A 24,079-nucleotide genomic window follows, 5' to 3' on the forward strand; every position below is an offset into this window, starting at 1 on the left:
GTCACGCTTACAGTGTCATAGTGGCGGGCATGTGGACGCTGGATGAGTTGGTGGAGCGGGTCGGTCACGCCTTGGCGGCCGAATACTCCGGCGCGCCCAACGGCCGGGTCCGCGACACGCCGGACCGCCGGGCGATCCGGTGGTATACGACGATCGGCCTGGTGGATCGGCCGCTCGGCATGCGTGGCCGGTCCGCGCTCTATGGCCCGCGGCACCTGCTGCAACTGGTCGCGGTCAAGCGCCGGCAGGCCGACGGGCAGTCGCTGGCGGCGATCCAGGCCGAGCTGGCGGGCGCCGACGACGAGACGCTGGCCGAGGTGGCCCGGGTCCCCCAGGGGCTGCTGGCGTCGAACGGCACGACCCCGGACGTACGCCCACCGGCGCGCTTCTGGTCGACACCACCGGCGAGTTCCGCGACCAGGACCGATGACGACGCGACCACGACCGATGGCGAGATGCCATCGACCGAAGTCGAAGAATCCGGCCCGAGGATCGATACCCGGGTAGGTGGTGTGCGGCTGGGCGGCGGGGCCATTCTTGTCCTCCCGGGAGTGCCCACCGAGGACGATCTCACCGCCATCGCGACGGCCGCCGAGCCGTTGCTTCGCACGTTGGCCCGTCGTGGCCTGCTCATGGATCCGTTGCCGAACACCGAGGATGGGAGCCCGTCATGACCTTTTCGATCGCCCCGATGGCGCCTGGCGAGCTGGGCCGCATCCGGATCCTGCCGGACGCCGGGTTCGGCGCGCTGCACACCGACCGCGGCAACCTGCCGCTCGACCGCCTCGACGTGCGCGGCTCCATCGCCGGCCTGACCGCCCGCACGGTGGTAGTCACCGAGTTCCTCAACGCGCACGACACCGCGCTCGAGGCGACGTACATCTTCCCGCTGCCGGACCGGGCCGCGGTGACCGGCATGACGATGACCGCCGACGGCCGCACGGTCGAGGCGGAGCTCCAGGAGCGGGGTGCCGCGCGGGAGACCTACGACCGGGCCAAGGCGGCCGGTCAGCGGGCGTCGATCGCCGAGGAGGACCGGCCCGACGTGTTCAGCATGCGGGTGGGCAACATCTTGCCGGGCGAGCGCGTGACGATCGAGTTGCGGCTGGTCGGTCCGCTGCCGTTCGAGGACGGCGCGGCCACGTTCCGGTTCCCGCTGGTGGTCGCGCCGCGTTACATCCCGGGTCAGCCACTCCCCGGCGACCAGGCCGGCGACGGTCGCGAGTTGGACACCGACGCGGTGCCCGACGCCTCCCGGATCACTCCTCCGGTGCTGCTGCCGGGCTTCCCCAACCCGCTGCGCCTCTCCGTCGAGGTCGACATCGACCCGGCCGGGCTCGAGCTCGGCGAGGTCCGTTCCAGCCTGCACACGGTGGTCGAGGACGAGCGCCGGATCAGCATCAAGCCGGGCGAGCGGGCGGACCGCGACTTCATCTTGAGGCTGGGATATGCGGGCGGCACGCAGAACGCCGTCGCGGTCCCCGACGAGGACGCCGACGACGACGATCGGGAGAGTGGCACCTACCAGGTAACGGTGCTCCCGCCCGCGGCCGCCGACGCGGTCCGGCCCAAGGACGTGGTGCTGCTGCTGGATCGGTCCGGCAGCATGGGCGGCTGGAAGATGGTGGCCGCCCGCCGCGCCGCCGCCCGCGTGGTCGACACGCTCACCACCGACGACCGGTTCGCGGTGCTGACCTTCGACAGCGTCGTGGAGCGTGCTCCCGGTCAGGAGCAGGGCCTGATCGAGGGGACCGACCGGCAGCGGTTCCGCGCGGTCGAGCACCTGTCCAAGGCGACCGCCCGCGGCGGCACCGAGCTGCTCTCGCCGCTGCGCGACGGGTTGCGGCTGCTCGGCGACAGTGAGCGCGACCGGGTCCTGGTGCTGGTCACCGACGGCCAGGTCGGCAACGAGGACCAGATCCTCGGCGAGATCGCGCCGCTGATCGGCACCACCCGGGTGCACACGATCGGCATCGACCGGGCGGTGAACGCGGGCTTCCTGGGCCGGCTGGCGGCGCTCGGCGGCGGGCGCACCGAGCTGGTGGAGAGCGAGGACCGGCTGGACGACGCGATGGAGCACATCCACCGCCGGATCGGCGCGCCGGCGGTCACCGACCTCGTGGTCGGCGCCGAGGGCCTGACGCTGCTGGCGGACACCCGCAGCCCGCACCGGCTGCCGTCGCTCTTCCCGGGCGTGCCGCTGGTCATCACCGGGCGTTATGCCGGGAACGCCGCCGGGACCGTGACGGTCACCGGGCGCACCCGTGACGACCAGGAGTTCCGCGTGACGGTGCCGGTGCAGCGGCGCACCGAGCCGGCGGTGACCGCGCAGTGGGCGAGGGCCCGGCTGCGGGACTTGGAGGACCGATATGCGACCGGCGACCGCACGCTCGAGGAGGCCATCGTCGCCACGTCGCTGCGGTTCGGGGTGCTGTGCCGGTTCACCGCGTTCGTGGCGGTGGACAGCCGGGTGGTGAACGAGAACGGCGAGACCCGCCGGGTGACGCAGCCGGTGGAGCTGCCGTCCGGGTGGGAGTCGCCGGTGGCCGCCGGCGGTGTGGCGATGCCGATGAGCCTGATGTCGCTGTCGGCGCCGGCCGGTCCGCCGCCGCCGATGCCGCAGCGGTTCGGGGCGCCGCGGGCGATGACGGAGGACGTGGCGGCGCCGGGCGCGCCCGGTGGCCGGCGCAGGATGGCCAAGCGCGACGGTCGGCCGCCGGCGGCGGGCGCCATGCCGACCGGCGGCGGTGGCTTCCGGACCGGCGGCGTCGAGATGGCCACGAACCGGTTGCCGGCGGCGGATCTGAAGGCGCTGGCACGGATCGAGGCCGACCGGTTGCGCGCGGCCGAGGGCCGTCCGGACTACGAGCGGAGGGAGATGCTCGACGACCTGGTGACACGACTCGAGGTGCTGCTCGCCGGGACGATCGGCGAGACCCTGCAGAAGCTGCGCGACCTGGTGCAGCGCCTGAAGGGTGACGGCGACCTGGACGCCAGGTGGACCGACGCGCAGACGCTGCTCACCCTGCTCGGCCGGGACGAGCCGGGCGAGCAGCCGCAGCCGCAGCCCGAGCGGAAGGCCTTCTGGAAGCGCTGACGGCCGGGCCGCAGGCAAACGCCGGCCGACCAGGATGGTCGGCCGGCGTCAGCGGCAGGTCGGCGGTGGACCGGGTCAGCGCCGGGTGGCGGCGACCGGGGGCAGCATCTTCGGGGTGCCGGCCGCCGGGAGTCCCTTGGCCACCAGCGCGCTGACCGAGGCCGCGCTCATGTCCAGGGTCAGCAGCGGGGCCTTGACCTCGCCGGTGAAGGGCTGGTCGGCGTCCTTGCAGACCGTTCCCTTGGCGGGGAGCTTCTTGCCGATCAGGTAGCGGTCGACGGCGCCGGTGGCGCAGGCCGAGGTGCCGTAGGCGGTGTGGCCCCAGTTGTCGCTGGACAGCAGGCGGCTGTTCGGCATCTTGCGGGCGGTCTGCACGGCGTCCCGATAGTTTGTCGCCGGGTCCCAGTAGCTGCCGACCACGAGCACGGTGTTCTTCGTCTTCTTGTTGAACGGACCGGTGTAGGCGTCCTCGTCGTGCACGGTCCAGGACTTGCGGGCGCACTGCACGCTGGCCCAGGCCCACGCCCGGCCGAAGTACGGCGCCTTGCGGTCCGCGGCGGCGGCATAGGCCGGCCACTTGGCGGCGTCCTTCGGGTGCTTCCCGTCGGTGCACATGATCGACGCGTAGGCGTCCAGGCTGTTGTCGTAGGGGAACGAGCGGGCCAGACGCTGCTGGACGCCGGTCGCCACCCGGGTGCGGGCGGCCGACAGCGTGATGCCGGGGATGCTGCCGATGCCGGTCAGCACGGTCATGTCGGCGGCCAGCATGGTCACGTCGTCGCCGGCGCTGGGCGAATAGAGGGAGTCGAGCACCATGCCGATGAAGTCCGCGTAGGTGATCTTCGCGGTGATGCCGAGCAGCGGCACCGGGATGCGGATCGGGTTGCGCTGCAGGCGCGCGGTCAGACCGGCGAAGCGGGTCATCGGGTCGCCGCCGGCGTAGGAGCACCGCTTGGCGCCGACCGCCTTGCACCGCTTCATGATCTCGGCGAACGCCTTGTAGGCGCCACCGGCCGAGTCGAGCCGCACGTCCTGCACGGTGTTCTTCGTCTTGTCGGTGCCGACCCAGGCCCGCGGGTTGATCACGCCGTCGATCGCGATCGTCCGGAAGCGCTTCGGGAACATGTTGGCGTAGTACTCGCCGAGCACCGAGCCGTAGCTGAAGCCCAGGTAGTTGAGCTTCTTGTCGCCCACCGCGCGACGCATCACGTCCATGTCCCGGGCCACCTCGGCGGTGGACATCGCGCCGGTCAGCGGCCGCCCGGTGGTCGAGCACGCCTTGCCGAGCTTCTTCGCCGACTTGACGTACGCCTTCTCCTCCTTCTTGCCCATCGGGAAGAGCGGCGTCATGCCCTTGAGCGCGAGTGCCTGCTTGCGGGCCGAGCTGAAGCACTCGACGGTGTCGCTCGATCCGACGCCGCGCGGGTCCATGCCGACGATGTCGAAGCGGTTGAGCAGGCCGTCGCTGAGGAACAGCGGCGACAGCAGCGCGAAGTCGGTGGCCGAGCCGCCCGGCCCGCCGGGGTTCACGAAGAGGCTGCCGATCTTGTGTTTCTGGTCCTTGGCGCGCACCCGGAGCAGCGCGATCTCGACCTTCTGCCCGCGCGGGCGGTCGTAGTCGAGCGGCACCTTCGCGGTGGCGCACTGCGCCCACTCGTAGCACTGGTACCACTTCAGGTGCGGGGTGGGAACCGCGTCGCTGCGGAACGAGGCCGCGGCCGCGGGGACGGCGAGCGGCCCGCTGAGCAGCAGGGCAGCCAGGCCGGCAGTGGCCAGGCGGGACAACAGGCGCATGGGGGGTGGCCTTCCGGACGTCCGACGCGTGATTACGCCGAGTGATAAGAGCATAGTTACTCAGCGTATATCTATGTAATTGTCCGAAAGGCGGGTTTGATCCGGCCGATCAGAAGACCCGTGATCGTCCTGTGTGCGGCCGGCCTGGGCGTCGTGCTCCTGCTGGCCGGCGGGGTCATGTCCCCGTTCAGCGCGTTCGACAGCCTGACCGGCGTGCTGAATCGGCGCGGCTTCGAGGAGCGGTTCGACGCACAGGGTGGCGGTGACCTCCCGATCATCGTGATCGACCTCGACCGCTTCAAGAGGCTCAACGACACGCAGGGTCACGAGGCCGGGGATCAGCTGTTGCAGTGGGTGACCGCAACCCTGCGCCGGCGACTGCGCCCCGAGGACGCGGCCGGCCGGCTCGGCGGCGACGAATTCGTCGTGCTGCTCCCCGGCGGGACGACCCGCTGCCGATTGGCGGCGACCTGCGCGCCGCGCTGGCCGAGCAGACCTCCGTCTCCTACGGCGTCGCCACCCGGAGCCAGAATGGCACCACCTTCGTCGAGCTGTACCACCACGCGGATCGCGCTCCCTATGAAGACAAGGTGCCATGGTGATGCCATAGTGGTGCCATGGACATCACGCCATATGTCACGGCTCTCCGAACCGAACTGGCCAACGCCGCCGAGCTCGGCGGCACGGAGGCCCGCTCGCTCGCCGAGCGGCTGACCGCTCCGATGGAGTCGGCGTTCCGGCTGGCGCTGCTCGACGCGCTGTCCGCCGCCGCCGACGAGATCACCCGTGATCTGGCCCCGGGGTCCGTGCAGGTGCGCCTGCGCGACCGCGAACCCAGCTTCGTGGTCGACCTGCCGCCCACGGAGATCACCCCCCAGCCTCCGCCGGCGCCGGTCAGCGACGACGCCGCCGTCGCGCGCATCAACCTGCGCCTGCCCGACCAGCTGAAGTCCCGGATCGAGGAGGCGGCGGGCCGCGACGGCCTGTCGGTGAACGCCTGGCTGGTCCGGGCCGCCGCGGCCGCCGTCGAACCGCCCCGCACCGCCACCCCCCGGACCTTTCGCGGCTCCGACCGGTTCACCGGCTGGGCACGCTGACCCTCGGAGGAGAACGACATGTCAGAGTTCGACACCACCGGGCCGATCGACGCGACCGTCGAGATCGGCGTCGGCGACCTGCGGGTCAAGGCCGGCGACCGGCCCGGCACCGTCGTGCGGGTGCGGCCCAGCGACCCCGGCAGCGACCTCGACGTGCGCGCCGCCGAGCAGACCCGGGTCGAGTGCGCCGACCGCACGCTGCTGGTCAAGGCGCCGAAGCAGCGCGGGCTCGGCATCTTCGCCCGGCCCGGCTCGATCGACGTCGACATCATCCTGGCGAGCGGCTCACAGCTGGACGCCGAGGCCGGCGTGGCATCGGTGCACACCACCGGGCCGCTCGGCATCACCCGGGTCAAGATCGGCGTCGGCGACATCCGCATCGAGCACGCCGCGACGCTCGAAGCACACACCGGCAGCGGCAGCCTGGCCGTCGAGCGGGTGGACGGCGTGGTGGATGCCAGCACCGGCTCCGGCGCGGTCCGGCTCGGAGCGCTGCACGGCGCCGCCACCGTGAAGAACTCCAACGGGGACACCCGGATCGGCTCGGTCGACGGCGACCTGCGGGCCCGCGCCGCGAACGGCGACGTGCTGATCGGCGACGCCGCCGCGTCGGTCGTCGCGAGCAGCGCCAACGGCCACGTCCGGATCCGCTCGGTGGCCGGCGGCACGGTCTCGATGAAGACCGCCCTGGGCGAGCTCGAGGTCGGCGTGCCGGAGGGCACCGCGGCCTACCTCGACCTGCACACCAGCTTCGGCAAGCTGCACAACCGCCTCGAGGCGGCCGGACCGCCGGCCGGCGACGAGCCGACCGTGCAGATCCACGCCCGCACGTCCTATGGCGACATCATCGTCCGCCGGCCCTGACGAGCGGGTCCATCTTCACGACCATTGAAACAACACTGGCGATTTCACGGATGTGCACTTCAGGTCACGGATCGAACACTGACACCCCGTCGATCCGTCCCACACGAAGGAGTGTCCGACGTGCAGACGTCAACCATCCCCCGCCGCCGCTGGATCGCCACCGCGGCGACCGCGCTGGCAGTCCTCGCCGGCACCGCCGTCGGCGCCACTCCCGCCCAGGCCGCAAGCCCGTACGAGCGCGGCCCGAACCCGACGAACGCGATCCTGGAAGCCTCCAGCGGACCGTTCAGCACCGCCTCGCAGAACGTGCCCAGCTCCGCCTCCGGCTTCGGCGGCGGCGTCGTCTACTACCCGACCACCACCAGTGAGGGCACCTTCGGCGTGGTGGCCATCTCCCCCGGCTTCACCGCCCGGTGGTCGAGCATCTCCTGGCTCGGCCCGCGGATCGCCTCGCACGGCTTCGTGGTGGTCGGCATCGAAACCAACAGCACCTACGACCAGCCCGCCTCCCGCGGCCGCCAGCTCCTGGCGGCGCTGGACTGGGCCACCGGATCGTGGTCCGGGCGCACCCGGATCGACTCCAGCCGGCAGGCCGTGGCCGGTCACTCGATGGGCGGCGGTGGCAGCCTCGAGGCGGCCCGCAGCCGGCCGTCGATCCAGGCGGCGGTGCCACTGGCGCCCTGGAACGGCACCAAGTCGTGGTCCACGCTGCGGGTGCCGACCCTGATCGTGGGCGGTGAGTCGGACACCGTCGCGCCGGTCTCCAGCCACTCGATCCCGTTCTACACCAGCATCCCGGCGGCGTCCGAGAAGGCGTACCTGGAGCTGAACAACGCCAGCCACTTCTTCCCGCAGTCGGTGAACACGCCGACCGCCAAGCAGGCGGTGGCCTGGCTCAAGCGGTACGTCGACGACGACACCCGCTACGACCAGTTCCTCTGCCCGGGACCGTCGACCGGTCTGACGATCTCGGACTTCCGCAACACCTGCCCCGCCTGATCGACGAACGCAGTCAGGGACGCTCGCCGGTGATGTAGCCGGCGAGCTCGCTGCGTTCCGACTCCAGTTCGTCGATCCGCTTCTTCACCACGTCGCCGATGCTGACCACGCCGCCCAGCGCGCCGTCCACCAGCACCGGCACGTGCCGGAACCGGCCGTCGGTCATCAGCCGCTCGACCTCCTCGAGCGAGGCGTCCGGCGACACCGTGCGGACCTCGGCCGTCGCGATCTGGGTCACCGGCTCGGTCAGCACCGCGGCGCCGCGCGCGCCGATGGCCCGCACCACGTCGCGCTCGCTGACGATGCCGGCGATCGCCGAGCCGTCCGGCGAGACGACCACGGCGCCGATCCCGTGTTCGGCCAGGACCCGCAGCAGCCCGGCCACGTCGGTGTCCGGTGTGACGGTGACGACCCGATCACCCTTCACGCGGAGAACATCACTGATGCGCATGCTTCCTCCCGATCGTGTTCCGTCCAGAATCGTCGTTCGCCAGCTACTTCGCTACCCCTGGATCGTCCGAACGGTCCGACGTCGAGACCATCGCACATGCGGTCTAGAAGATGGCACGAACGTCCGTTTGCCTGTCCGGATGCGCAAAGTCGCGATCGTCACCCTGGCCCTGCTCCTACTAATCCTCACTCCCGGCACTCCCGCCCACGCCGCACTGCCGGCGCCCGGTACGGTGCTCACATCGACGGTCGTCACGCTGCCCGGCGATCTGTCCGGCCACGGCACGGCCAAACGCGTCGAGTACGTGACGACCGACGTCACCGGCGCCCGCATCGTCGCCACCGGGCTGATCCTGACCCCGAACAACCAGACCGCCGCCACGAAGAACGTGGTCGTCTGGGGGCACGGCACGACCGGCATCGCCGACCGGTGCACCCCGTCGCTGTATGCGGACGTGTTCTGGCCGGAGGCCCGCAAGGCGGTCCTCGAACTGCTGCGGCGCGGATGGACGGTCGCCGCCCCGGACTATCCCGGGCTGGGCACGTCCGCGCAGCACCCCTATCTGGTGGGCGACAGCGAGGGCCGGGCGATCATCGACAGCGTCCGGGCCGCCCGCTATCTCGACGGGTCGCTGAAGAAGGAGTACGCGGTGGACGGTCACTCGCAGGGCGGCCAGGGCGCGCTGTTCGCGGGTGAGCTGGCGCCTTCCTACGACGGTGATCTGACCCTGAAGGGCGTCGCGGCCATCGCGCCCGCGTCCAACGTCGACGTGCTCGCGCCGGGGATCCCGGGCAGCGGCGGCGAGGGCTACCTGGTGATGGGCGTCTTCGGACTGGCCGCGGTGGACTCCACGGTGCAGCCGGCGGCACTGTTCGCACCGCCGGCCAAGCAGGCCGCACGGATGAACAAACTGCAGAACAAGTGCCTGTACGAGATCCTGGACGCCTTCGCCTTCATGTCCGCCGACGATCTGCTGGTCGGCGGCGAGTTGCCGCCGAGCATCATCAGCAAGCTGGCCGCCCGGGACAACCCCGGCCAGCGGCCGTCCAGCGCGCCGATCCTGATCGTGCAGGGCACCGACGACACCGCCGTGCCCTACGACGTCACGGCCTACGTGCTGATCCCCCAACTGGAGGCCTACGCGCCGCCGGTGACCTTCGTGCCGCTCGAAGGCCGGGACCATGACAGCGCGGTCGTCGACTCCACCGTCACCGTCGCCAACTGGATCCGGGACCGCTTCGCCAACGTGCCTATCCCCTGAACGACGCCACCAGGAAGTCCGCGTCCGGGGTGAACGGGCGCAGGTCCCAGGTGGCGAGCGACAGATCGGACCGGAGGCCGGCCGCGGCCGCGTCGGCGAAGAAGTCGTCGAACGCATAGTCACGGCCGGCCCCGAACCCGATCACCACCCGCCCACCCTCGACCAGGTGCGCCGCCAACCGGCGCAGGATCTTCACCCGGGTGCCCGGCGCCACGAAGGTCATCACGTTGCCCGCCGAGAAGATCAGGTCGAACCGCTCCGGCAGATCGAGCTCGGACAGGTCACCGACCAGCCAGCGTGGCCCGGGATGGTCGGCGACCGCGGCGGCCACCAGTTCCGGGTCGAGATCGACGCCGGTCACGTCGTGGCCGAGCTCGGCGAGTCGCCCGCCGATCCGCCCGGTGCCACAGCCGGCGTCGAGGATGCGGGCGCCGCGCGCGGCCATCGCGTCCAGCAGCCGCGCCTCGCCGTGCAGGTCGGCGCCCTCTTCGGCCATCTTGCGGAAGCGCTCCACGTACCAGCGGGAATGTCCTGGCTTCTCGGCCAGCAGCTTGAGCCAGCCGTTCTCATCGGTCACCCCACCATCATGCGGGAGGGCACGATCATGTCCGATCGGAGGGTTGATCCCCTCACCGGCCCCCTGCGTACGGTGGTCGGCGATGACTTCCTTCGATCCGCACGACAGCGGTGACCCGCTGCTGGTGCGGCCGTTCCTCCACCCCGGCGAGCCGGCGCACACCGACCCGGCGCCGGGCACCCGATGGCCGTCATCCGAATACCGCACCATCAAGTCACACCGCGAGCCGCTGGCGCCGCCCGCCGCGCCCCGGCAGCCGGCCGGGCCGAAGCCGCGGAAGAAGGCTCTTATCCTCGCCGGTGCGGGCGCGGCCACCCTGATCGGCCTCTCCGCCGCGGGATACGTGATGTTCCGGCCGGCGCCCACCTCGCAGAACGTCGCGATCCCGGAGGGCACACTGCCGCCGGTCGCCACCACCTCCCCGGTCGCCACCGGCGGGACCGAGACGCCGGCCACCCCGCCGCAGGCCACGTCACCCCGGCCGCGCGGCACGACCACGACCACGACCCCCGCCACGACCGCGCCCTCGAGTCCGGCGGCCCGGCCGACGGCATCGAGGGCGGCCCCTGCCCCGCCGGCGCCGGCGCCGGAAAGTGGCGCGCCGATGCTGGCCGCGCCCGCCGACCTGGCCGGGCCGCCGGCCGCCGCGCGGGTCGGGCCGATCGGCGGCGTCGGCGGCCTCTGCCTGGACCTGAACGGCGACGTCGCGGTGGACGACAACCACATCCAGGTGTTCACCTGCAACGGCACGCCGGCTCAGCGGTGGACCCTGGCCACCGACGGCACGCTGCGGGTGCGGGACAAGTGCGCCCAGGTGGTCGGCGACGGCACTGTGCACATCATCGGCTGCGACGCCCGCACCGAGTCGCAGTGGCGGGTCGGCGACGACGGCAGCCTGGTCAACGCCGCCACCGGTGGCTGCCTCACCGGCGGCGCCGCCGAGTTCACCAGGGCGCGGGTCGCACCGTGCGGCGACGACCCCGCCCAGGAGTGGGATCTGCCGAACTGAGCCGGCCCACCTGAGCTAAGCCCGCATCACCGTGGCGATCGGGATGCCGGCCGCGCGCAGCGCCGGGATGCCGCCGCCCAGCAGACCCGCGATCAGCCCGGCGATGATCCCCGCCACCCCGGCGTCCCAGGGGAACTGCAAGCCCTCCAGGAACGGCTGGGACGAGCCGAAGAAGGTCACCGCCACCTTCAGCGCGACCACCCCGAACCCGATCGCGGCGGCCGCGGTGAACAGCCCGGTCAGCAGGGTCTCGCTGAGCACGATGCCGGCCAGCAGCAACCGCGGCGTGCCGACCGCACGGCGCAGCGCGAACTCCTCGATCCGCTCGCCGACGCTGGCCAGGCCCACGTTCAGGATGCCGGCCACGCCGATCAGCAGGACCAGCCCGGCCAGACCGAGGAACACCAGCCGCACCAGCATGAGCTCGCGGGCCATGTCCTCCTTGGTGGTGATCGTCTCGAAGCCGGTCTCCAGGCCGATCGCCTTCAGCCGGGTGAGCAGGACCTGCTCGACCGGCGACGACCCGCTGAGCATCACCTGCACGTCGCCGTAACTGGCCTGGTCCGCGCCGGGCTTGCCGGGCTGCCAGGTGGCCAGCTCGTCGTAGCGGGCGTACGCCGCGGGCTGCAGACTGCCGTCGTCGACCACGCCGATGAACCGGGGCACGATCGGATGCGCCATGCCGGGCATCGTCATCGTGGCCGGCACCTGGTAGCGCTCGAACGCCTTGGCGGCCTCCTCGTTGAGCACCAGGCGCGGCGCCAGCGTCGGCATGGTGGAGAAGTCGAGCCAGCTGCCGGCGACCTGCCGGAACGGACGGAACACCCGGATGTCGCCGGTCAGCCCGGTGATCTGCAGGTCGATCGCCTGCCCGGGCGGCGGCGCGTCCGGGCCGGCGTCGTAGCCCCAGTTCTCGTCGATCGGCGAGCCACCCGGGTTGATCGCGGTGGTGCCGGGCTCGCCGATGTGGCCCTGGGTGGTCACCGTCGCCACCGCGTCCGAGCGGCCCTTGACCGTGCTGACCACCACGTCGGTCGCGCTCGGGTTGGAGAAGACGTCGACGTACGCCGTCTTGCTGCCGTCGATCCCGCGGGTGATCTCGGTGTCGGCGAGGAACGCGCTCTGCGCGATGCTGGCCCCGGCCTGCACGACCACGACGGCCAGGACGCCGAGGAACAGGCTCACCATGGACAGCAGGGTGCGCAGCTTGCGGGCCCGGATGCCCTGCAGCCCGATGATCAGCGACGACCGGAACCGGCCGTTGAGCCGCCTCACGCGGGCACCCGCTCGGTGAGCACGCCGTCGGCCAGGTCGAGCGTGCGGCCCATCCGGGCGGCGTGGTCGCGGTCGTGCGTGACGAGCACCAGGCCGCAGCCCTGCTCGGTGGCGCTCTGCAGGGCGTCGATCACCAGGCTGCCGGTCTCCAGGTCGAGGGCGCCGGTCGGCTCGTCGGCCAGCAGCACCTTGGGCTCCCGCACCAGGGCGCGGGCGATCGCCACCCGCTGCTGCTCGCCGCCGGAGAGCTTCACCGGCCGGTTCTTGGCGAGGTGGGCGATGCCGACCCGGTCGAGCGCGGCGAGCACCCGGGCGCGGCGTTCCCGGCGCGGCAGCCAGCCCTGGCCGTTGACCAGGGCCATCGACACGTTCTGCGCCGCGGTCAGGTGCTTGAGCAGGAAGAACCGCTGGAACACGAAGCCGAAGTCGGAGCTGCGCAGCCGGGCCGCCTTGCGCTCCGGGATGCGGCTGATGTCCCGTCCGGACAGCAGGTAGGTGCCCTCGTCCGGACGGTCGAACAGGCCCAGCACGCTGAGCAGGGTGCTCTTGCCGGAACCGGACCGGCCCACGATGGCGACGCTCTCGCCGGCCTCCACCCGCAGGTCGACGCCGCCGAGGATGGTCCGTGGCTCCTTCTGGCCCTTGAGCACCTTGACCACGCCGCTCAGCTCGACCAGCGCGGTCATCCGACCGGTCCCGAGGGGCCGCCGCCGTCGCCCGGCTTGGGCTCGGCCGCCGGGATGTCCGGCGCCGGCACGGCGACCGTCTCGTCGCCCTTGACGCCGGCCTTGATCTCGATGAACCGGCCGTCGGTGAGGCCCAGCGTGACGTCCACGGTGCGCCGGCTCTGGTCGTCGCCGACCAGGTCGATCTTGCCCTTGCCCTGGGTGCCGGCGACCGCCTCGACCGGCAGCACCCACACCTTGGACGCCTTGCCGGTGACCACGTCGAGGGTCACCTCGGCGCCGTTGATCAGCTTGACCTGGCGCGGGGCGGTGCAGACCAGCCGCAGGCCGGTCGGTTCGGAGCCGCCCGCGACCGGCGCCTCGGCCTGCGGGATCTTGTTCGCGTCGGGCTGACCGGACGGGGCCGGGGACGGCGGGGGCGGCTCGGGGATGGTGCCCGCGGGCAGCGCCGCCACGGTGCCGAGCGGCTTGCACGCGAACGGGCCGGGCCCGTTCTTGATCTGGCCCTTCACCGACTGCGCCGCGCCGGAGAGCCGGTACGCCTGCGCGCTGTCGATCTCCGCCACGATGCCGTAGCCGGACTGCTTGGCGGAGATGATCGGCATCCCGGCGGTGACCGTGGCGTGGTCGGCCATCAGCCGGCCGGCCAGCGTCGAGCCTTTGGGGATCTCGACCCGGCTGGGCAGCCCGCTCTTCCAGATCGACGCCACCCAGGTGGGCTCGTCGACCGGCGTCTCGGACGGCTGCCGGTCGACGTAGCGCACCTCGCCGCCGATCGGCGCGACGATGCCGAAGACCGGGTCGATGGTCACCTTGCCGGCCAGGCTGATGCTGTTGGTGATGTCCTGCCGCACCGGCTTCACGGTGGTGAGCACGGTGCCCGGTGCGGCCAGCTCCGGTGTCTCGGCGGCCTCGCCGGATGACGTGCACCCGGCGAGAGCCGCCGCTGCCATCACGGCCGACACGGCCGCGATTGCCGTTCTGCGTCTGGTCACCCGGCGTCTCCTTGTCCGAAACGGCTTCATGATCGGAGCCGCGGAGCGAGAGGGTACCGGGGTGGGGCAAACGCGTGCGAATCCGATTACGGTCCGCTGACCAGTGGCGTCACCCGGTGAGCGGAGTTGGCCGCGTCGCCGGTGTTGTTGATGACGTGGCTGATCGAGCCGGCGCCGTCCAGCGAGACCGTGGTCATGTTCCGGAAGCGCACGCCGGGCTTGACCGGCACCTCGAACGCCCGGGCGTTCACGATCGACCGGTTGACGTTGAAGAAGCAGTAGCTGCCCAGCCCCCACGCCTCGTGGCTGGTCACCGAGTCGGCCACCTTGTACGCCGCCCAGCCCGGCGTCGACCCGTTCAGGTACGCGGCCTGGTTCGGCGGGTCATAGGGCATCTCGTTCTGATAGAAGTACGTTCGCCCGTTATCGCCGTTCCAGATGGTCTGGTACTTCTGGAAGTGCTCGACGAAGAGGCCGTAGAACGTGACCCGGTCGCCGTTGACCACCAGCCCGGTGTCCGCCGGATTCGCCGTCCAGCCCCAGGTCCCGCCGTTGCCGTGGTCGGCCCGCCAGATCCAGGCGTGGTCGCCGATCACGTCGTCGCTGTTGATCCGCAGCGACACCGTGGCCTTCCCGGCGATCGCGCCGCCGATCCGGAAGAACACGTCGTGCAGCGAGATCGGGTCGGCCGCGTGCGAGGCCGCGGATCCGGCCGGCCCGACCTCCATCAGCACCGGCGAGTTCGTGGTGCCGGCGTCGAAGAGCAGCCCGGCGATCTTGATGCCGTCGACGTCCGCGGTGGTCATCGCCACGATGCCGTTCTGTGGCACGAAGGTGGCCAGCCCGAGGCCGAGCACCACGGTCCCCGGCCGATTCACCGCGAGCGTCTGGTTGAGCTGATAGACCCCGGGCGTGACGAGCAGGTTCTTGCCCGCGGCGAGGGCCGCGTTCATGCTCGCCGCGGTGTCGCCGGGCTTGACGATGTGGAAGGTGTCGATCGGCAGCGAGGTGCCGGCCGGCGTGCCCGAGGCCCAGGTGGTGCCGGCCGACGCGGTTCGCAGTGCGGGCACGAACACCTGGTAGGCGCCCGCGCTGTCCACGTACAGGTAGGGCTTCTCGCGGACCACCGGGGTCTGCGCGATCGTGGTGTGCGGCGGGTTCGGGAAGGTGTTGCCCGGCGCGCCCTGGGAGCCGACGAAGACCATGTTCCAGTTCGCGCCCGACCAGCTGCCCATCGTCGAGTTGCGGGTCAGGAACTGCTGCTGCGAGCCGGAACGGATCTGACCGTCCACCTTGGTGTCCGCGATGAAGCCGCCGGAGCTCCAGCCGCCGTCGTCCAGCGCCAGGTGGCCGCGGACGTGCATGCGGCGGTAGGGCGCGGCCTGCGACACCGCCCAGCGGTCGAGGCCGCCGTTCGGATTCACCGACAGGCCCTCGGCCGAGCGCCAGAAGTTGTGCGTGGCGTTCTGCGAGCCGTCCGGCCACCAGTCCGCCTCGGCGTGCACGGCGCCGTTGACGGTGACCGCGTCCGGGCTGAGGCCGAGCCCGGCGACCTGGGTGAAGAAGCCGACGTTCGCGTCCACGTGGTAGCTGCCAGGGCGAAACAGCAGGGCATAACGCTGGTTGCCGAACTGGTTGGTCACCTGCTGGTTGAAGACCTGGTTGAGCCGGCTCTGCACGGTGGCCGCGGACATCGACGGGTCGAAGATCGACACGTTCGGGCCGAGGTCCGGGTTGCCGGTCGAGGGCGGCGGGGTGCCGTCCACCGGCAGTGTCCAGAGCTGGTTCGGGGTGCCGGCGCAGGTCCAGATCTGCAGGCGGGCGCCGTTGGCCGAGCTGTTGCCGGTCACGTCCAGGCACTTGCCGGAGCCGGTGTTGACGAGCTGACCATTCGAGGCGGTCCATTTCTGCGCGTCGGTGCCGTTGCAGTCGTACAGCTGGATCTTGGCGCCGTTGGCGGTCGACGCCGCGGTGACGTCGAGGCATTTGCCGAGCGAGCGCAGGTCGGCGCCGACCGTCCAGGCCTGCGCCGCGCTGCCGTTGCAGTCGTAGAGCTGGATCGCGGTGCCGTTGGCGGTTGCGGCGCCGGCCACGTCCACACACTTGCCGGCCAAGCCGGTGATCGGCCCGGTCGCCGCGGCGGTCGCCGTCCCCGCGACCGACAGGCCGGTGACGATCAAAACCACGACAAGCAATACCCTGGGTACGCGCGGCGCGTGCTTGCTCTGCCTACCCATACGCAACACCGGGCGCCTCATGCCGGGTTGTTCGCGTGCGTCAGCGTTTCCCAGGCCACGAACAGGTTGTTCGAGCCCTGCGGCCGCAGTCCCTCGGTGTACTGCTGGGTGTTGCTCATCGCGATGCCGAGGCGGTTGTGCAGCGCGTTGTAGCCGACCTCGGTGATCGGCCCCAGCCCGAGCGTCACGTCACCGCCGCACACACTGGACGGCACCGCCGTACCGTTCTCGAACTTGGTGTGGAAGCCCAGCGAGTGCCGCAGCCGGTCCTGGAGCACCGGATAGAGGTCGGCGCCCTGGATCCGGGTGGTCTCCGCGACGTGCGCGATGGCCGAGATGCCGTAGCCGGTGTGCACGAAGTCCCGGCAGCTCTCCTGCGCGTGCCCGTCGGTGAAGGTGCGCTGCCCGTGCCAATAGCTGTAGAGCTCCTCCGGGGTGTCCACGGTGCCGACCGGCGGATACTTCGGGCGGGCGCCGTCCGCGGTGATGTAGATGAACGCCTCGGCACGGGCCCGGAAGCGGGTGATCGCGCGGTCGTAGCTGGCCCGGTCCTCGAGGAAGACGGAGATGCCGACCGCGGCCTCCATCATGCTGAGCTCCCAGTTGCCGTTGCTGGAGCTGCCCGCGATGACCACCGGCAGATAGACGTTGCGCAGCATGGTGGCGAACCGGGCCTGGTTGGGCCAGCTGCCGTAGGTGTACTTGATGATCTCGGCGGCCCGCGGCCACACCGAGCCGGCCCAGCCGGTCTGCAGCGGCGCGTTGCTGTTGGTGTGCCGCTGGATGGTGGCCGACCACGCGTCCATCAGCTGGATCGACTTCTGCGCGTACGCCGCGTTGCCGGTGATGTACCAGGCCAGCGCGTCGGTGTACGCGGCGATCGCATCCTCCCGCTCGTCCGTGCAGCCGTAGTTGGGGTTGGAGTAGGAGCCGCACTCCACCGTCGCGCGCGGGGCGGGCACCCGCGACAGCGAGGCGTACCGGCTGCCCATCATCTGGTTGTACGCGGACGTCCAGGGCTGGGCGCCGGCCGCCACCCGGCCCTTCACGAAGTCGAGCTGGGGACGGCTGACCAGGACACCGGGGTGGGCGAACGTGACGGGGGCCGCGTCGGCGCTGAGGTGGACGCCGGCCGCGGCCGCCACGGCGGTGACTGCCGTGGCGGCCGCGAGCAGGGCACGTCTGAGCAACATGGGGACTCCGGGGGGATGGTGTGGGGACGGGTAATCGGCAAGACACTTAACAGTCTTGGTATCCGACCCCACCGCCCGAACCCGGGTCAAGCAGACATCGACATCCTTAAGATTATGATAAAAGTCCGAAATTAAGTCAGGGCGCTGTCAGGATCTGATGCACGGTGATGGCCTGCTGGATCGGCTTGCCACCCTGGCTCGGTGCCGCGCTCATCCGGGCTGCGATCTCCACCGCGCGCTTCTCCGAGTCGACGTCCACCAGCCGGTAGCCGCAGAGCTTGCCGTCCGCGGGCAGCACGTCGGCCGTGGTGCTGTCGCCGTCCGAGACCACCACGGTCACCTCCTGCGCGAACCCCTGCGAGTCGACCAGCTCACCGGCCGCGCCCAGCTCGGCGTCCAGCCCGATCTGGAAGTCGATGTGCGCCCGGATGTCCGCCTGGTCCCACGAGCCCATCGGGGTGTCGCAGCCCCGGCCGCCCTCGTAGTTCATGGTCAGCAGGTACTTCGCCATGGTCTGTCTCCTCTTTCCGCATGCTTCCTGTGCCCGGTGGTCGGAGCCGTCCGGGCCGCCTCGACATGCCCGGCGAAGAAAATTCGTCACGAGACTGACACCGCGCCCGGCCTTCTTCGCAAGGTCGGGAACCGGCACGATGGGTGACGGTCGTCGATGCGCGAGAGGGTGGCACCGCTTGTTCGGGGAAGCACTGCGAACCGCCCGGCGGCTCAGCGGGCTGACCCAGGAGGAGCTCGCCGCGGCGTCCGAGGTCAGCGTGCGCAACATCCGCGATCTGGAGACCGGCCGCATCGCCCGGCCCCGCCCGGCCACCGTCCGCCGTCTCGCCGACGCGCTCGGCCTGCACGCGAACGACCGGTCCGCGTTCCTGGCCGCCGCGCTCTCCGCCGATTCCCCGCCCCGCGTGAGCAGCGTCCGGCCGCGACCGGCGCAGCTGCCGGCGGACACCTCGGTGTTCGTCGGGCGCACCACCGAGCTGTCCATGCTGGACCTGGCCGAGACCGGCGCCGGGCCGGCGGTCTGGGCCGTCACCGGGCCGGCCGGGGTCGGCAAGACCTGCTTCGCGGTGCACTGGGCGCACCGGTCCCAGCAGCGCTTCACGGACGGCTCGCTCTACATGAACATGCGCGGCTACGGGCCGGGCGAGATGGTCACGCCGCAGGAGGCCGTGCGCGGCTTCCTCGATGCGCTCGGGGTGCCGGCCACCTCGGTGCCGACCGATCCGGCCGCGCAGCTCAGCCTCTATCGCAGTGTGCTGGCCGGCAAGCGGGTGCTGATCCTGCTGGACAACGCGCGCGAGGCCGCCCAGGTGCGCCCGCTGCTGCCCGCCTCGCCCGGCTGCGTGGTCGTGGTGACCAGCCGCAACCCGCTGCGTGGGCTGGTCGCGACGGACGGCGCCCGCCCGGTGCGGCTCGAGCTGCTCAGCCCGTCGGACGCGACCCACCTGCTCACCCGCCGGGTCGGCGCGGACCGGCTGCACGGCCACACCACCGCGGTGCGCGCCATCGTCGACCGCTGCCAGCGCCTCCCGCTGGCGCTGGCCGTGGTGGCCGGCCGGCTGGTGTCCGAGCCGCTGCTCACCGCCACCCGGGTGGCCGGGGACCTGGCCGCGGCCGGGATGTCCGCGTTCGCCAGCGACGACGAGCACACCGACCTGCGCAGCGTCTTCTCCTGGTCGTACGAGATCCTGTCGCCCGCGGCCGCCCGGTTGTTCCGGCTGCTCAGCCTCAACCCGGGGCCGGACTGGTCGGCGACCGCGGCCGAGGCGCTGGCCGGCGGCCCGGTGGACGATCTGCTGGCCGAGCTGATGCTGACCCAGCTGCTGGTGGAGAAGACGCCGGGGCGGTTCACTATGCACGACCTGCTGCGGGCGTACGCGGCGGAGCAGGCCGCCCTGGACGACGACGCCGAGGCCATCGCCGCCGCCCGTGGCCGGCTGCTGGACGTCCATCTGACCTGGGCGTCGTCGGCGGCCCAGATGCTCGAGCCGTTCCGCGAGCCGATCGACGAGTGGCCGCCGGAGCTGTTCGCGGACGACGACACGGCCACCGCCTGGCTGGTCGCCGAGCGCGCCAACCTGCTCGCCCTGGTCCGGATGGCCGCGACCGCCGGTTTCCCCGGGCGCGCGTGGCGCCTCGCCTGGCAGCTGACCACCTTCCTGCAGCGCCGCGGCCACTGGTTCGACCTGCTCGACGCGCATCAGGTCGCCCTGGACAGCGCGATCCGGGCCGGCGACGAGCGCGGCCAGATGCACGCCCACCGCGGCCTGTCCCGGGCGCTGTTCCGGCTGGAGCGCTTCGAGGACGCCAAGCAGCACCTGGAGATCGCGCTGGCCCAGGCGGTGCTGCTCGGCGACGTGCTCAGCCAGGCCCGCACCCACCAGGGCCTGGGCTACGCGCATCAGCAGCAGGGCCGGCAGGACTTGGCGTTCGAACAGTTCGGCCTGGCCCGCGACCTGTTCGGCGAATTCGGCAGCATCGAGGGCGTGGCGAACGCGCTGACCAGCATGGCGTGGTGCCACACCCTGGTCGGCGAGCCGGAGGCGGCGCGCGACTCGGCGGCCCGCGCGGTCAAGCTGTTCGTCGAGGTGCGCAACCGGCACGGCGAGGCGGTAGCGCTGGACACGCTCGGCCGGGCCTATGGCGGGCTGGGCGACTTCGCGCGCGCGGTGCGGTTTCACGGGCAGGCCCGGCAGGTGTTCCGCGAGCTCGGCGACCGCTATTCCGAGGCGGAGGCGCTGCGGCACCTGGCCGAGGCGCACGACGGGGCCGGTGACGCGGCCGCGGCGCGCTCGGCCCGGCGGCGCTCCGACTCGATCCTGGCGCGGGTCGACCGCCCGGAGCCGGGCCGCACCGAGCACCGCATCTCCCGCCGGCGCGGCTGATCACCGAGCCTCGAGGGCTGTCACGCCGGCGGTGGAGCCGTAAGTGGGCTCGCCGGAGCCCACCGCCTCGGCCGCCCATCCACCGCCGGCGAGATCGTGGGCGGCGGCCCTGGGGCACAAGGCCGCCGCTCCCATCCATCGGGTCTTCCGCGGCCCCCGCGCGATCCCCCGACCTCGCCCGCGTTCCGCCCGATGTGTGTTCCACTCTGTCCGGTCGCGGCCCGGCGAGACAGGCGGGCGACCGGCGATTCACCGGCGATTGGGGGAAGATGCGGGACCCGGTGGAGGACGCGAGGGCCTTGGTCGGCGAACGGTTTCCGGGCGCCGCCTGGGCGGTGCTGGCCGGCAGCGTGCTCACCGCGCAGCGCACGCCGGGATCGGACCTCGACATCGTGGTGCTGCTCGCGCCCGGCGATCCGGGCCCGGCACACCGGGACTCGCTGCACTTCCGCGACTGGCCGGTCGAGCTCTTCGTGCAGACCGAGGCGTCCCTGGCGCACTACTTCGCGATCGAGGACGAGCAGCGCAAGCCGACCCTGCGGCGGATGGTGGCGACCGGCGTGCCGCTGACCGGCGACCCGGGCGCGCTGCGCGAGGAGTGCGCGGCGGTGCTCGCCGCCGGGCCCGGGTCGCTCACCCCCGCCGAGACCGACCGCATCCGGTACGCCCTGACCGACCTGCTCGACGACCTGACCCACGTGCTCGACCCGGGCGAGCGGATCACGCTCACCGGGACCGGCTGGGTGACCGCCGCCGACGCCGCGCTGCGGCTGCGCGGGCACTGGGTGGGCCGGGGCAAGTGGCTGCTGCGCGAACTGCGCGACCTCGACCCGGTGCTGGCCGGCCAATGGCTGGCTGCGGCCGGCGACCCGGTGCTGGTCTCCGCGGTGCTGCGGCGGGTGCTGGACGACGCCGGCGGGCCTCTGTTCGACGGGTACCGAGCCGAGGGGCGGAAACTGTCGTAGCCGCGATCTATGGTGCAGGCGTGAGGGAATCGATGACCGAGTCGGCGCGGCACCGCACGGTGTGGATCGAGGAGGGTCCCGCCGACGGGCCGCTGATGATCTTCCTGCACGGGTGGCCCGAGCTGGGTGTGGTCTGGCGGGCGCAGCTGGCGCACTTCGCCCGGCTCGGCTGGCGCTGCGTGGCGCCGGACATGCGGGGTTACGGCGGCTCGTCGATCCCGGCCGACCCGGCGGCCTATGCGCTGTCCGAGATCGTCGCCGACATGGTCGAGCTGCACGACGCGCTCGGCGGGCAGCCGGCCGTCTGGGTCGGGCACGACTGGGGTGCGCCGGTGGGGTTCGGGCTGGCCGCGCACCACCCGGAGCGCTGCCGCGCGGTGGCCGGCCTGTGCGTGCCCTATCTGTCCGGTGGCTTCGTGCTCGACGAGCTGGTGGCGCTGGTCGACCGGCGGATCTATCCGGCCGACCGCCATCCCGACGGCCAGTGGAGTTACTACCGGTTCTATTCGTTGGCCTTCGACAGCGTGGTCGCCGAGATGGAGGCCGACGTGCCGGCCACCCTCTCGGTGCTGTTCCGGGCCGGCGTGCCGCAGGCGGTCGGCAGGCCCGCCCGCTCGGCCGACGTGGCGGGCAACGGCGGCTGGTTCCCCGGCGGCCGCGCGCCCGACCTGGGCCGCGACCGGGTGGTGCTGCCGCCGGCCGACTTCGCCGCGGTGGCCGCCGGGCTGCGCCGCAACGGCTTCCGCGGACCGTCTTCGTGGTATGTGAACGATGCCGCCAACGCGGCCTACGCGGGCACCGCCCTCGACGGCGGCCGGTTGTCCCTGCCGGTGCTGTTCGTGCACGCCGCGTGGGACACGATCTGCGACACCGTCAGCTCCCCGCTGGCCGAGCCGATGCGGGCGAGCTGCGCCGATCTCACCGAGGCGACCGTGGACGCCGGCCACCAGATCACCCTCGAGCGGCCGGCCGAGGTCAACGACGCCCTGGCCAAGTGGCTGGAAACCGCCGTGCGCTGAGGCCCCGCCCGCGACAATCAGGACCATGGCCCGATCGGTACGCCCGGAGCACCTGGTCCCGGCCGCCGCCGTGCTCATCCTGCTGCTGGTGGCCGGCGCGGCCGGCGAGTCGTCGCAGCTCGGCGACGTGGCGGCCGGCGGCGCGCTGGCCACCGCGACCCCCACCGACCGCTGGCTCGCGCTCGGCCTGCTCGCCGCGCCGGCCGTCATGGTCTATCTGCACCGCCGCGCGGCGGCCTGGGCGGCGGTGGCGTGCGCGGTCGGCTGGGTGCTCCTGCGCCCGGGCTTCGGCTGGGCCGACCTGCTGCCGTGCGCCTACGCTCTGCTCACCGCCGGCGTGGCCCGGGCCGCCGCGCCGATGCTGCGGCCTCCGCCCGACCGGCACCAGGCCGAGTTCTCCGGCCATCTCGACTACGCGGCGCAGGCCGGCGACCACCGGATCCGGGTGATCGGCCCGGATCTGCCCGAGGAGCACACCGAGGACTGGGCCGAGGCGCCCCCGCCGATCGAGGAGGTGGAGCTCGCCCGCCCGCCGATGCCGGAGTCCTGGCCCGCGGTCGGCGCGGCCGCCACCGCGGTCGCCGTGCTGGCACTGGCCGGCGCGGTCACCGGCCTGATCGTGGCCGGAGTCCGCGGCGAGGCGGCCTGGCTGGCCGCGTCGATCGTCGCCGCGGGTGTGGGCGGCGCCCTGCTGGCCCGGCTGGCCGCGCGGCGGCGGGCCTGGCGCCGGCTCTTCTCCGCCCACCAGCACGTGCGCCCGGCCCGGGTGGTCGACCAGCTCGGCTACCTGCACGTGCTGGTGCCGGCCGCGGACGGGCGGACCGCCGTCGAGTTCGGCATCGACACCGCCGACACCTTCAGCACCGACGACCATCAGCCCGGCGACCCGCGCACCCGGCCGGCCCGGCTCTACGGCGACCCGCGCACCGGCGCCTGGTGCGCGGTCGAGGTGGACGGCCGGATGCACGTGCCGGTCGAGCCGGTCGGCGTGACCACGCTGGTCCCGTACGACCCGGATCACGGGCTGCCGCGCGAGGTGTCCGACGACGAGGAACAGCTGGTCGACCCGGACGTGCTGCTCGGCCGGGACCACCTGGCGCGGCCGGACGAGGTGCACGAGCACCGGGTCGCGCCGGCCCGGGCGTGGTGCACCGTCGCCGTGATCGGGCTCGGCTCGGCGCTCGGCGCGGCCGAGGGCATGCGGCTGCTGGGCCACACCGGGGACTGGCTCGCGATGGCCGTGGTCGCGGTGGTCGCGGCGGCCGGGTTCGAGTTCGGCTGGCGGTCCCAGGTGCGGCCGCGGCTGCGCTGGCACGCGGGCGGAGTGGCGTCGATCGGGTTTCGTGCGGTGGTGCGGGAACCGTGGACGGTGGACAGCGCCGCGGTGCACGACGACGAGGGCGCGGTCACCCTGGCCATCGGCGACTCGGTGCTGACCGTGCCGGCGCCGCCGCCCTGGCCGCGCGGCTCCGGCCAGCGCACCCGCGACGAGCTGGTGGCGGCGCTGCGCGATGCCCGGCTGCAGGCGTTCGCCGGTGGGCCACTGCCGCCACCCCCGCCGGTGGAACTCCCCCGCCGCCCGATGTTGCTGGCCGCCGGCTGGGCCGTCACGGTCGCCGCGGCCGTCGCCCTGTTCGCCAGTTGACCGAGCCCGAACAGCGAA

Annotated in this window: 22 protein-coding genes; 12 read left to right on the top strand and 10 right to left on the bottom strand. The window is 72.4% G+C overall.

Annotation, left to right across the window (positions count from 1 at the left end; translation table 11 throughout):
- Positions 1 to 29 precede the first annotated feature (29 nt).
- Both ACZ6TI_RS15335 and ACZ6TI_RS15340 read left to right on the top strand, forming a co-directional pair.
- Positions 30 to 674, top strand: a complete 645-nt coding sequence (locus ACZ6TI_RS15335; protein ID WP_465345667.1) for a MerR family transcriptional regulator — start codon at positions 30 to 32, stop codon at positions 672 to 674.
- Positions 671 to 3,097, top strand: a complete 2,427-nt coding sequence (locus ACZ6TI_RS15340; RefSeq protein ID WP_465345668.1) for a VIT domain-containing protein — start codon at positions 671 to 673, stop codon at positions 3,095 to 3,097. The genes ACZ6TI_RS15335 and ACZ6TI_RS15340 overlap by 4 nt, the downstream gene beginning before the upstream one ends.
- A gap of 75 nt (positions 3,098 to 3,172) precedes the next feature.
- On the opposite strand, the gene ACZ6TI_RS15345 is transcribed toward ACZ6TI_RS15340, so the two are convergent.
- Both ACZ6TI_RS15345 and ACZ6TI_RS15350 read right to left on the bottom strand, forming a co-directional pair.
- Positions 3,173 to 4,891 carry an alpha/beta hydrolase gene (locus ACZ6TI_RS15345; RefSeq protein WP_465345669.1) on the bottom strand — a complete coding sequence of 573 codons (1,719 nt, stop codon included), beginning with the start codon at positions 4,889 to 4,891 and terminating at the stop codon, positions 3,173 to 3,175.
- A gap of 60 nt (positions 4,892 to 4,951) precedes the next feature.
- Positions 4,952 to 5,218, bottom strand: coding sequence for a hypothetical protein (locus ACZ6TI_RS15350; protein ID WP_465345917.1), 267 nt, complete (start codon positions 5,216 to 5,218; stop codon positions 4,952 to 4,954).
- On the opposite strand from ACZ6TI_RS15350, the gene ACZ6TI_RS15355 reads away from it, so the two are divergent.
- The 4 genes from ACZ6TI_RS15355 (at position 5,105) to ACZ6TI_RS15370 (ending at position 7,851) form a co-directional block, all read left to right on the top strand.
- Complete coding sequence (locus tag ACZ6TI_RS15355) at positions 5,105 to 5,605, top strand: GGDEF domain-containing protein (RefSeq protein WP_465345909.1); 501 nt, start codon at positions 5,105 to 5,107, stop codon at positions 5,603 to 5,605. The genes ACZ6TI_RS15350 and ACZ6TI_RS15355 overlap by 114 nt on opposite strands.
- Entirely contained in the window at positions 5,509 to 5,988 is a 480-nt protein-coding gene (locus tag ACZ6TI_RS15360; protein WP_465345670.1) for a hypothetical protein, read from the top strand. The genes ACZ6TI_RS15355 and ACZ6TI_RS15360 overlap by 97 nt, the downstream gene beginning before the upstream one ends.
- 18 nt (positions 5,989 to 6,006) lie before the next feature.
- Complete coding sequence (locus tag ACZ6TI_RS15365) at positions 6,007 to 6,852, top strand: DUF4097 family beta strand repeat-containing protein (RefSeq protein ID WP_465345671.1); 846 nt, start codon at positions 6,007 to 6,009, stop codon at positions 6,850 to 6,852.
- Positions 6,853 to 6,972: 120 nt separating this feature from the next.
- Positions 6,973 to 7,851: an alpha/beta hydrolase family protein gene (locus ACZ6TI_RS15370; protein ID WP_465345672.1), complete on the top strand. Its 879-nt coding sequence runs from the start codon at positions 6,973 to 6,975 to the stop codon at positions 7,849 to 7,851.
- Between the two features lie 13 nt (positions 7,852 to 7,864).
- Here the strand turns inward: ACZ6TI_RS15370 and ACZ6TI_RS15375 are convergent, their stop codons facing one another.
- A complete protein-coding gene (locus ACZ6TI_RS15375; protein WP_465345673.1) occupies positions 7,865 to 8,302 on the bottom strand; it encodes a CBS domain-containing protein in 438 nt (145 codons plus the stop codon).
- A gap of 139 nt (positions 8,303 to 8,441) precedes the next feature.
- Between ACZ6TI_RS15375 and ACZ6TI_RS15380 the strand changes: the two genes are divergently transcribed.
- On the top strand, positions 8,442 to 9,563 hold the full coding sequence (locus ACZ6TI_RS15380) for a lipase family protein (protein WP_465345674.1): 1,122 nt from the start codon (positions 8,442 to 8,444) through the stop codon (positions 9,561 to 9,563).
- Here ACZ6TI_RS15380 and ACZ6TI_RS15385 read toward each other — a convergent pair.
- Positions 9,553 to 10,059 carry a class I SAM-dependent methyltransferase gene (locus tag ACZ6TI_RS15385; protein WP_465345910.1) on the bottom strand — a complete coding sequence of 169 codons (507 nt, stop codon included), beginning with the start codon at positions 10,057 to 10,059 and terminating at the stop codon, positions 9,553 to 9,555. The two genes, ACZ6TI_RS15380 and ACZ6TI_RS15385, sit on opposite strands and share 11 nt — an antisense overlap.
- Before the next feature lie 163 nt (positions 10,060 to 10,222).
- On the opposite strand from ACZ6TI_RS15385, the gene ACZ6TI_RS15390 reads away from it, so the two are divergent.
- Positions 10,223 to 11,149 carry a ricin-type beta-trefoil lectin domain protein gene (locus ACZ6TI_RS15390; RefSeq protein ID WP_465345675.1) on the top strand — a complete coding sequence of 309 codons (927 nt, stop codon included), beginning with the start codon at positions 10,223 to 10,225 and terminating at the stop codon, positions 11,147 to 11,149.
- Between the two features lie 15 nt (positions 11,150 to 11,164).
- Here the strand turns inward: ACZ6TI_RS15390 and ACZ6TI_RS15395 are convergent, their stop codons facing one another.
- From ACZ6TI_RS15395 to ACZ6TI_RS15420, 6 genes are all read right to left on the bottom strand, one after another.
- Positions 11,165 to 12,424 (bottom strand): ABC transporter permease, encoded by a 1,260-nt coding sequence (locus ACZ6TI_RS15395; protein ID WP_465345676.1) that lies wholly within the window; start codon positions 12,422 to 12,424, stop codon positions 11,165 to 11,167.
- Entirely contained in the window at positions 12,421 to 13,110 is a 690-nt protein-coding gene (locus ACZ6TI_RS15400) for an ABC transporter ATP-binding protein (RefSeq protein WP_465345677.1), read from the bottom strand. The genes ACZ6TI_RS15395 and ACZ6TI_RS15400 overlap by 4 nt, the downstream gene beginning before the upstream one ends.
- The gene (locus ACZ6TI_RS15405; RefSeq protein ID WP_465345678.1) at positions 13,107 to 14,105 is read right to left on the bottom strand and encodes an efflux RND transporter periplasmic adaptor subunit; all 999 of its coding nucleotides are present in this window, start codon (positions 14,103 to 14,105) and stop codon (positions 13,107 to 13,109) included. The genes ACZ6TI_RS15400 and ACZ6TI_RS15405 overlap by 4 nt, the downstream gene beginning before the upstream one ends.
- Before the next feature lie 86 nt (positions 14,106 to 14,191).
- Positions 14,192 to 16,291 (bottom strand): ricin-type beta-trefoil lectin domain protein, encoded by a 2,100-nt coding sequence (locus ACZ6TI_RS15410; protein ID WP_465345679.1) that lies wholly within the window; start codon positions 16,289 to 16,291, stop codon positions 14,192 to 14,194.
- Positions 16,292 to 16,359: 68 nt separating this feature from the next.
- Positions 16,360 to 17,535, bottom strand: a complete 1,176-nt coding sequence (locus ACZ6TI_RS15415) for an alginate lyase family protein (protein ID WP_465345680.1) — start codon at positions 17,533 to 17,535, stop codon at positions 16,360 to 16,362.
- Between the two features lie 136 nt (positions 17,536 to 17,671).
- Positions 17,672 to 18,046, bottom strand: a complete 375-nt coding sequence (locus ACZ6TI_RS15420; protein WP_465345681.1) for a YciI family protein — start codon at positions 18,044 to 18,046, stop codon at positions 17,672 to 17,674.
- A 178-nt stretch (positions 18,047 to 18,224) separates the two neighbouring features.
- Between ACZ6TI_RS15420 and ACZ6TI_RS15425 the strand changes: the two genes are divergently transcribed.
- The 4 genes from ACZ6TI_RS15425 (at position 18,225) to ACZ6TI_RS15440 (ending at position 24,061) form a co-directional block, all read left to right on the top strand.
- Positions 18,225 to 20,432, top strand: a complete 2,208-nt coding sequence (locus tag ACZ6TI_RS15425) for an ATP-binding protein (RefSeq protein WP_465345682.1) — start codon at positions 18,225 to 18,227, stop codon at positions 20,430 to 20,432.
- A gap of 281 nt (positions 20,433 to 20,713) precedes the next feature.
- The gene (locus ACZ6TI_RS15430; protein WP_465345683.1) at positions 20,714 to 21,397 is read left to right on the top strand and encodes a nucleotidyltransferase domain-containing protein; all 684 of its coding nucleotides are present in this window, start codon (positions 20,714 to 20,716) and stop codon (positions 21,395 to 21,397) included.
- Between the two features lie 20 nt (positions 21,398 to 21,417).
- Positions 21,418 to 22,416 (top strand): alpha/beta fold hydrolase, encoded by a 999-nt coding sequence (locus ACZ6TI_RS15435; protein WP_465345684.1) that lies wholly within the window; start codon positions 21,418 to 21,420, stop codon positions 22,414 to 22,416.
- A 25-nt stretch (positions 22,417 to 22,441) separates the two neighbouring features.
- Complete coding sequence (locus tag ACZ6TI_RS15440; protein ID WP_465345685.1) at positions 22,442 to 24,061, top strand: hypothetical protein; 1,620 nt, start codon at positions 22,442 to 22,444, stop codon at positions 24,059 to 24,061.
- Positions 24,062 to 24,079 lie beyond the last annotated feature (18 nt).

It is taken from the genome of Actinoplanes sp. NPDC051388, from assembly GCF_055586225.1.

Coding starts and splice junctions, on each gene's coding strand:
- ACZ6TI_RS15385 (WP_465345910.1), bottom strand. CDS start 10,059: ATGGCCGAAGAGGGCGCCGACCTGCACGGCGAGGCGCGGCTGCTGGAC.
- ACZ6TI_RS15375 (WP_465345673.1), bottom strand. CDS start 8,302: ATGCGCATCAGTGATGTTCTCCGCGTGAAGGGTGATCGGGTCGTCACC.
- ACZ6TI_RS15360 (WP_465345670.1), top strand. CDS start 5,509: ATGGACATCACGCCATATGTCACGGCTCTCCGAACCGAACTGGCCAAC.
- ACZ6TI_RS15340 (WP_465345668.1), top strand. CDS start 671: ATGACCTTTTCGATCGCCCCGATGGCGCCTGGCGAGCTGGGCCGCATC.
- ACZ6TI_RS15415 (WP_465345680.1), bottom strand. CDS start 17,535: ATGTTGCTCAGACGTGCCCTGCTCGCGGCCGCCACGGCAGTCACCGCC.
- ACZ6TI_RS15400 (WP_465345677.1), bottom strand. CDS start 13,110: ATGACCGCGCTGGTCGAGCTGAGCGGCGTGGTCAAGGTGCTCAAGGGC.
- ACZ6TI_RS15440 (WP_465345685.1), top strand. CDS start 22,442: ATGGCCCGATCGGTACGCCCGGAGCACCTGGTCCCGGCCGCCGCCGTG.
- ACZ6TI_RS15345 (WP_465345669.1), bottom strand. CDS start 4,891: ATGCGCCTGTTGTCCCGCCTGGCCACTGCCGGCCTGGCTGCCCTGCTG.
- ACZ6TI_RS15365 (WP_465345671.1), top strand. CDS start 6,007: ATGTCAGAGTTCGACACCACCGGGCCGATCGACGCGACCGTCGAGATC.
- ACZ6TI_RS15380 (WP_465345674.1), top strand. CDS start 8,442: ATGCGCAAAGTCGCGATCGTCACCCTGGCCCTGCTCCTACTAATCCTC.
- ACZ6TI_RS15420 (WP_465345681.1), bottom strand. CDS start 18,046: ATGGCGAAGTACCTGCTGACCATGAACTACGAGGGCGGCCGGGGCTGC.
- ACZ6TI_RS15335 (WP_465345667.1), top strand. CDS start 30: ATGTGGACGCTGGATGAGTTGGTGGAGCGGGTCGGTCACGCCTTGGCG.
- ACZ6TI_RS15390 (WP_465345675.1), top strand. CDS start 10,223: ATGACTTCCTTCGATCCGCACGACAGCGGTGACCCGCTGCTGGTGCGG.